At 45.2% G+C, this 7724-nt stretch carries 4 protein-coding genes; 3 read left to right on the top strand and 1 reads right to left on the bottom strand.

Features of this window, described 5'->3' with window-relative positions; all coding sequences use genetic code 11:
* Nucleotides 1–375 precede the first annotated feature (375 nt).
* Nucleotides 376–3312 carry an FAD-binding and (Fe-S)-binding domain-containing protein gene (locus ATH1_RS0101075; protein ID WP_010416386.1) on the top strand — a complete coding sequence of 979 codons (2937 nt, stop codon included), beginning with the start codon at nucleotides 376–378 and terminating at the stop codon, nucleotides 3310–3312.
* Between the two features lie 82 nt (nucleotides 3313–3394).
* On the opposite strand, the gene ATH1_RS0101070 is transcribed toward ATH1_RS0101075, so the two are convergent.
* Nucleotides 3395–4141, bottom strand: coding sequence for a DUF434 domain-containing protein (locus ATH1_RS0101070; protein WP_010416385.1), 747 nt, complete (start codon nucleotides 4139–4141; stop codon nucleotides 3395–3397).
* A 533-nt stretch (nucleotides 4142–4674) separates the two neighbouring features.
* Here ATH1_RS0101070 and ATH1_RS0101060 point away from each other — a divergent pair.
* Complete coding sequence (locus ATH1_RS0101060; RefSeq protein WP_010416378.1) at nucleotides 4675–4875, top strand: hypothetical protein; 201 nt, start codon at nucleotides 4675–4677, stop codon at nucleotides 4873–4875.
* Nucleotides 4876–5221: 346 nt separating this feature from the next.
* Nucleotides 5222–7687 (top strand): glycoside hydrolase family 9 protein, encoded by a 2466-nt coding sequence (locus ATH1_RS0101055; protein ID WP_010416376.1) that lies wholly within the window; start codon nucleotides 5222–5224, stop codon nucleotides 7685–7687.
* The last annotated feature ends 37 nt before the right edge of the window (nucleotides 7688–7724 follow it).

Genomic DNA, 7724 nt, shown 5'->3' with positions numbered 1-7724 from the left:
CGCAAAGACGTATGTTGTGTTTATAATTCACACTACTGGCTACTGACTACTGACTAAATTACTTATATCTAAAACTCTGATAATCTATTACGGCAATCTTTGTCATGCTCGTTTTATTGTGTGAGTCGTGAATTGTTAAATTATAGGGCATGCCTGTAGCGGGTTTGCCCTTTTTTATTGCGATTTACAGTTGATTTGTAGATTATTGCAAAGAAAAATCAAGTCTTGATACTATGATACGTTGTCAGGTTTTCTACAAATGTCCGGTTATTGATTGTTTATATAATCGCGATGAGATAAGATGCAACTATTTCATAATAAATGCTTTGCATTATTTCAACCGTGTTGAGGCTTATTAAACGGACTATTGATACTATGGAAACTTTCATAAAAACACTTATTAATTCATTGAAGGGAAAAGTTTTTACCGATGAGGTTATTCGAACCTTATATGCAACCGATGCTTCTGTTTATCGCGAAATGCCTTTGGCTGTTGGCTTTCCTGAAGATGAAGATGATATCAGGAATTTAATCCGGTTTGCAGGAGAGAATAATGTGTCGTTAATTCCACGCACAGCCGGAACATCTCTGGCCGGTCAGGTTGTCGGTAATGGAATTATAGTAGATGTTTCCCGTACTTTTACGGAAATACTTGAAGTTAATCCTGATGAAAAGTGGGTAAGAGTTCAGCCTGGTGTTGTACGTGACGACCTTAATTTGTTTCTGGCCGAATACGGTCTCTTTTTTGGTCCCGAAACTTCAACTTCTAATCGTGCTATGATTGGTGGCATGGTAGGGAATAATTCATCGGGAGCCAACTCACTGATATACGGGAGTACCCGTGACAATATTCTGGAAGTGAGCGGATTTTTAAGTGACGGTTCGAAGGTGGTTTTTGGAGAACTGAATAATGACCAATATCGTGAGAAATGTAGTTCTTCCGGAAATTCTTCTGAAGCAGCTATTTACAGGAATATTGACAAGATAATTAGCGACGAACGGAACAGGGAAAATATAGAGCGTGAATTTCCCAAGCCTTCAATAAAAAGACGTAATACCGGGTATGCGCTTGATGCACTGGCCGGTTTGGCTCCATTCCGGCAGGATGGGCCCGATTTTAATTTTGCAAGGCTTATTGCCGGTTCAGAAGGTACTTTAATGTTCATCACTGAAATTAAGTTGCGCTGTCATCCTCTTCCCCCCAAAGAAAAGGGTTTACTCTGTGTACATTTTCACACCCTTGAAGAGGCTTTGGAGGCTAACTTGACAGCCTTGAAGCACCATCCGTCTGCCAGCGAACTGATGGATGATTTTATTCTAAATTGCACAAAAAACAATCCCGAACAAAACAGGAACAGGTTCTTTCTTAAGGGTGAGCCTGAAGCATTATTGGTTATTGAATTTACGCGCCATTCCCGTGCCGAGGTTGAAAAGGCTGCCCAAAACCTCATCATCGATCTGAAACACGCCGGACTTGGATACCATTATCCCCTGGTTACAGGCTCCGACATAAAGAGAGTGTGGTCGTTACGGAAGGCTGCACTCGGAGTGCTTTATACAACCCCGGGGGATGCAAAGCCGGTAGCTGTCATTGAAGATACATCGGTTGCTGTCGAAGACCTTCCTGCTTATGTTGCCGATTTCAGGAAATTACTGGAACCGTTAAATCTTACATGTGCGTTTTACGGACATGCAGGCTCAGGAGAATTGCATCTGCGCCCGGTTATCAATCTTAAAACAGCCGAAGGACAGATGCTTTTCAGGAAGATTGCCGAAGAGACAGCACATCTGGTAAAAAAATATAACGGGTCGTTGAGTGGAGAGCATGGCGATGGTCGTTTAAGAGGTGAGTTTATCCGCTTCATGGTCGGGGATGAGAATTATGCGCTTTTTCAGGAAATTAAAAATACCTGGGACCCCGGACATATTTTTAATCCGGGCAAGATAGTGGATGCTCCGCCAATGGATACGCATCTGCGTTACACGACAGATACAGAAACCCCTGAAATTGAAACCATCTTTGATTTTTCGCGCGAGAAAGGTTATATCAGAGCTGCCGAATTTTGTAATGGTTCGGGAGATTGCCGGAAGACGCATTTATCGGGCGGAACAATGTGCCCCAGCTATATGGCCACCAGGGACGAAAGGCACACAACCCGTGCAAGAGCTAATGTGTTGAGGGAATATCTGCGTAAACCTTACGCGAAGAACCGTTTCAATCATTATGAGATATACGAGGTGATGGATTTGTGTCTGTCTTGTAAGGCTTGTAAATCCGAATGTCCGTCGAGTGTAGATGTGGCAAAACTTAAGGCCGAATTTCTTCAGCATTATTATGAAGCCAACGGCGTCCCGTTCAGGACAAAAGTTATTGCCAATATTTCACGATTAAACAACCTGGCTTCTATATTGCCGCAACTCTACAACTTCACAATCACCAACAGGATCACATCCCGACTGCTTAAAAAAATTGTTGGTTTTGCACCCAATCGTTCTTTACCCAAACTGCAGCCTGTAACACTGGGGAAATGGTTTCGAAACCATTTCAAAACTACCAGGGTTTCTGCCAAACCAAAGGGGACTGTTTGTTTGTTCAATGATGAATTCACCAATTTTAATGATTCGGATATTGGGAAGAAAGCTGTGTTGTTGCTCGAAAAACTCGGGTATGAGGTGATTATTCCGAAGCATATTGAAAGCGGACGTGCCTGGTTGTCGAAGGGATTGCTGAAAAAAGCGCGTGATATTGCCGTAAAAAATGTTGAACTGTTGAAAGATGTTGTTTCGGATGATGTGCCCCTTCTGGGAATTGAGCCTTCGGCCATTCTTGGCTTCAGAGATGATTATATTGATCTTGTTCCTTCAGAGCTTATAGAGTCTGCCCGATCTCTTGCAAAAAATGCTTTGTTGTTCGAAGAATTTATTGAACGGGAGGTTAACGCAGGGAACATTACTTCTGATGATTTTATTGAGTCTCCGAAAAAGATAAAACTTCATGGTCACTGTCACCAAAAAGCCTTAGGTTCTCTTGGCCCCACGATAAGAATGCTAAGTCTGCCCCAAAATTACGAGGTGGAAGTTATCCCTTCGGGGTGTTGTGGCATGGCAGGATCATTTGGATATGAAAAGGAACATTACGATGTGTCGATGAAGATTGGTGAATTGGTATTGTTCCCGGCTATCCGAAAAAAATCCGGGGGAACCATTATTGCAGCTCCCGGAACCAGTTGCCGTCATCAAATCAAAGACGGGACAGGGGAAAAGGCATATCATCCCGCAGAAATATTGTATGATGCTTTGAAGGTAAAGTGATGCCGGTAAATAGCTGAGGGGAAAGGGCATAGAACATAGAGCATGGAGTTCACCCGTTTCAATGGTGAGCCCGGTCTAAATATTACCGGTCTGCATCATTATGCTTCCAGATGTCAATGAGCCAGTTGGATTCAATAACATGGTTTTCCAGGAAGAATGAGATCAGATTGAACCATTGATTGCATCGGGCGAGTATCTGGGAGTCGGAGGATATTACAATTTTATCAGCTTCAGCAACTTTATTATCGGTCTGATCTGCCAGTTTAGTCTGCCATTTTATGTTATTTTCGAGACCCACTTCTTTCACGAATTTGGCCAGCCTGCCGGAATTGCTTACCGGCTTGTCGAACACCCATAAAACGGAACTTGCATTGTATTGCTTGAAAAATGCTGCAGTCAAAGCTATGGCTTTAGGTGTTTCACTAATTTTCCGGTAAGAACCGTGAAGTCCTGAAATATCCCTGATCAATCCGTCTCTTCCTTTGAAAACCGGTGCGCCGCTCAATAGTGCTTCCATGATAATCAAGAGGTTGAACCCGTCAATTATCACAGGGCGGTTTTTCAGGGCTTCAGGAGAAGACAGTTCTCCAGCGGCCACACGTTCAACCAGTTCTGACGGTTGACACGCCCGGTCGAGAGCTGTTCTCTGTCGTTCCTGTAGCTTAAAATGATCACCCACCAGTTTCAGAGCAGCTTTTGCCGTATAATTTTTATCCAGAAGCCAGCAATAATCTTTTGCGGCTGCAGCCATTATTTCAATCTGGCCTTTTGTAAACAGCAAATGATCTCTGGGGCCTGGCCCTCTGTGTTTGCGGTTGTCTGGTGACATAGACGATGCATTATACAGGATGATACAATTTTTTGTTTCTTAAAAGTATGAGCCTGGTCTAAAAAGCATCTTTGTTGCCAAACTCAGTGTTGTTTTAAATTTATGCATCCTAATTAATAATGAGTTAACTCCGGTACAAAATTTTAAAACGCCTTGATTTTGACAAAAATAGGCATTTTATACCGCACTCAGGTATGGATAATTTTGATATTACCCGGGCTAAACCAAAATCATATAATGAGTGCAGTCTAAAAAGCCTTTTGACCCCTAAATCCAATAAAGGGGACTTTTTCAAACTGCTGATTTTTAGCAGTTCCCCTTTAGGGGTCAGTGGTAAAAATGGTAAAAATCAGCAGTTTGAAGGCTTTTTATACTGCACTCATATAACCATTACCGACTGAATCTGTAACTTTAACTTTACAAACAAACTTATCAGCGAATATCGTTAAAACGCTTAAACGCTAAGACGCTAAGACGCGAAGTTTTTATTATTAAATGGTGCTTGTCTGTAAACTTACAAAAGTTTCCACAATATGTGCGTCTGTATAGAAAGTACCGGCTGCAAGGCTTGCGAAGGCGAAGTCGGTGATGAGTCATTCCAGGGGTTCGATGATACACAACAAAAATATTTCAAAGCGCTTATTGATACCATTGCCTGGCACAGTGAAATGGCTATGATTTACGTGACCCGTCAGGGAAAGGGTTGGGGGGGTGCATCGGGAAGGAATTTTTAAATGTTAAAGCTGACTAAAAACGTCTCTTCTTTATAGGATGTCGGAGATATGCTGGTAGAGGAGTAGGTACTTCATTGAATGTAATGGCCTTCCCGGAAGATTCAATTTATAGAAACAGCCTTAATTGAAGGGTAAGTGAATTTTTACGAACAGACAGTTCGACTATCAGTCTTACCATGAGCTTTACCCGATCCCCTACCTCGAGATCATTACCAATAAGCTGATTGGACCGGAAAACCAAAACCCGGGTTATTATTGAGAAATGTTGTAAATTTACAGTACGGAAGGGTTCCGGTATGACGAAGGAACTCTTCCGGTTACTTTATACGAAATTAAACTTAAACCAATGAAGCTGAAAGCAAGCTTTTTACTAATGATCGCTGTGTTCTTTTGTCTTACCGCGAAGGCTCAGCAGTTTAAACTGAATTCTTCCGGTTATTTTCAGAATGGCGGGGTGGATGTGATGGCTTTTAATGATATTTATCCGGAAGGCCACCAGGGTGGGTTGGTCATCATTATGAACGGGGATCGGGTTGCAACGAATGGGGATGTCAGACTGGAAGCGACTCCGGGACAATGGCAACCTCTGCCTGTTTTGCTTGACCGACAGGTAGATACGGCGACCAATATGATCACGACCAGGCTGAGTTATCCGGATTCTTCACGTGATCGGAAAGGATTCAACCCGATGATCTATCCGGAACTGCATCTCGATTATACCATGAAGGTGAAAGGGGATGGAAAATCAATTGTTGTTACGGTGGACTTGGAACAGCCGGTGCCAGAGGAATTTGTCGGAAATGTCGGATTCAATTTTGAATTATTTCCGGGTGAACTTTTTGGTAAGCCCTGGATCATGGACGGGAAAGGAGGGATTTTCCCCGCTCAGCCGAATGGTCCGACAGAAATAGTTGGGGATAATCTGGATGATCAATATTCATATAATCCGATCCGGGCTGACCGGATTATTGCAAAGCCCTATGCCATCGGAAAGCGATTTACCGTTCGCCCTGATGATCCATACAATAAGCTTACCATTGAATCGAAGGGTGCTGAATTGAAGCTGTATGACGGCCGCATGAACCACAACAACGGCTGGTTCGTCGTCCGCAGCGAGGTGCCTGCCGGCAAGACTAAAGGTGCCATTGAGTGGGTTATCACACCCAATGTGGTTGACGATTGGCTCTACCAGCCGGTGATCCAGACTTCCCAGGTGGGATATCTTCCTTCGGAACCGAAAGCAGCTGTTATTGAGCTGGACAAACGGGATCAGAAACGGGTTGATGCACAATTATATCAAATCACTGATGAGGGGGAAAAGCTGGTTCGCACTGCTGCTGTAAAGGAGTGGGGTTCGTTTTTACGTTATAACTACCTGAAGTTCGATTTCTCAGAAGTGAAAGAAGAAGGACTGTACCAGGTTCGCTATGGTCAGTCCGTATCTTCCGTCTTTCGTATTGCCCAGGATGTATACGACCGGGGTGTGTGGCAGCCTGTTTTGGAGTATTTTCTTCCTGTACAGATGTGCCACATGCGGGTAAACGAGAAGTACCGGGTATGGCATGACTTCTGCCACCTGGACGATGCACGAATGGCGCCGGTGAACCTGAATCATTTTGACGGGTATATGCAGGGGCCTTCAACGCTGACAAAGTACAAGCCGGGGGATGTGGTACCGGGGCTGAATATTGGTGGCTGGCACGACGCGGGAGACTTTGATCTACGCGTGGAGTCGCAGAGCGGGGAGGCTTACATCCTGGCGCTGGCCTACGAGGCTTTTCATGAGGACTATGATGTGACTTCGATCGATCATCATACCCATATCACGGAAATCCACCAACCGGATGGCAAGCCGGACATGCTGCAGCAAGTGGAGAACGGTGTGCTCTCGGTGGTTGGCGCATACCGCTCGCTGGGCCGGCTCTATCGGGGAATTATCTGCAACAACCTTCGCCAGTACGTGATGCTGGGGGATGCCGGGGCCATGACCGACAACAAGATCGGGAATGAGGATGACCGTTGGGTGTTCACGGAGAATAATCCGCCGCGGGAGTTAAGTACTGCTGCTGATCTGGCCGCTGCTTCCCGGGTGCTGAAGGGCTTTAATGATACGCTGAGTAACCAGGCGCTGGATGTTTCGCAGACGTTATTTCGCAATACTACTGGAGAGGGAAGGGGTTTGGAACAGAAACTGCGGGCTGCGACAGAACTTTACCTGGCTACTGGAGCTAACGAATACAGGGATTTTCTGATTGCGCATATTGATTTTATTACCCAAAATATCAGTCGGGTAGGCTGGTTCATCGGTCGTGCGGATGCCGCCATGAACGATCAGGAATTTTCATCTGCCATACGGAAAGCGCTATTGGACTACCGGAAAGAACTGGATAAAGAAAAAGAGGAGACGCCTTACGGGATCCCCTATCGTCCGAAGATATGGGGAGCCGGGTGGGATATCCAGTCGTTCGGTTTCAGCCAGTACTTCCTGGTAAAGGGCTATCCGGATATTTTCGGGCCTGACCTGGTTTATGATGCCTTGAATTTTATCCTGGGGTGCCATCCGGGGAAGAATACGGCATCGTTTGCCTCAGGCGTTGGAGCAAAGTCGGCCATGGTGGCCTACGGGGCAAACCGTGCGGACTGGTCGTATATTCCCGGAGGCGTGGTTTCGGGAACGGCTCTGATCCGGCCTGATTTTCCGGAATTGCTGGAATTCCCGTACCTGTGGCAACAGACGGAGTACGTGCTGGGGGGCGGTTCGTCGCACTATATGTTTCTGGTACTGGCAGCAAGAGAATTGGCGGGAGAATAGGCTCGGGTGCGGGTGTTCCCTCCATCTTTGAGGCTTG

The organism is Anaerophaga thermohalophila DSM 12881 (assembly GCF_000191885.1).
In the GTDB taxonomy this organism is placed as follows: Bacteria; Bacteroidota; Bacteroidia; order Bacteroidales; family Marinilabiliaceae; genus Anaerophaga; species Anaerophaga thermohalophila.
Note: the sequence above shows the minus strand (reverse complement) of the source record. Positions and strands in the feature narration are given on the sequence as shown.

Coding starts and splice junctions, on each gene's coding strand:
- ATH1_RS0101060 (WP_010416378.1), top strand. CDS start 4,675: ATGTGCGTCTGTATAGAAAGTACCGGCTGCAAGGCTTGCGAAGGCGAA.
- ATH1_RS0101055 (WP_010416376.1), top strand. CDS start 5,222: ATGAAGCTGAAAGCAAGCTTTTTACTAATGATCGCTGTGTTCTTTTGT.
- ATH1_RS0101070 (WP_010416385.1), bottom strand. CDS start 4,141: ATGTCACCAGACAACCGCAAACACAGAGGGCCAGGCCCCAGAGATCAT.
- ATH1_RS0101075 (WP_010416386.1), top strand. CDS start 376: ATGGAAACTTTCATAAAAACACTTATTAATTCATTGAAGGGAAAAGTT.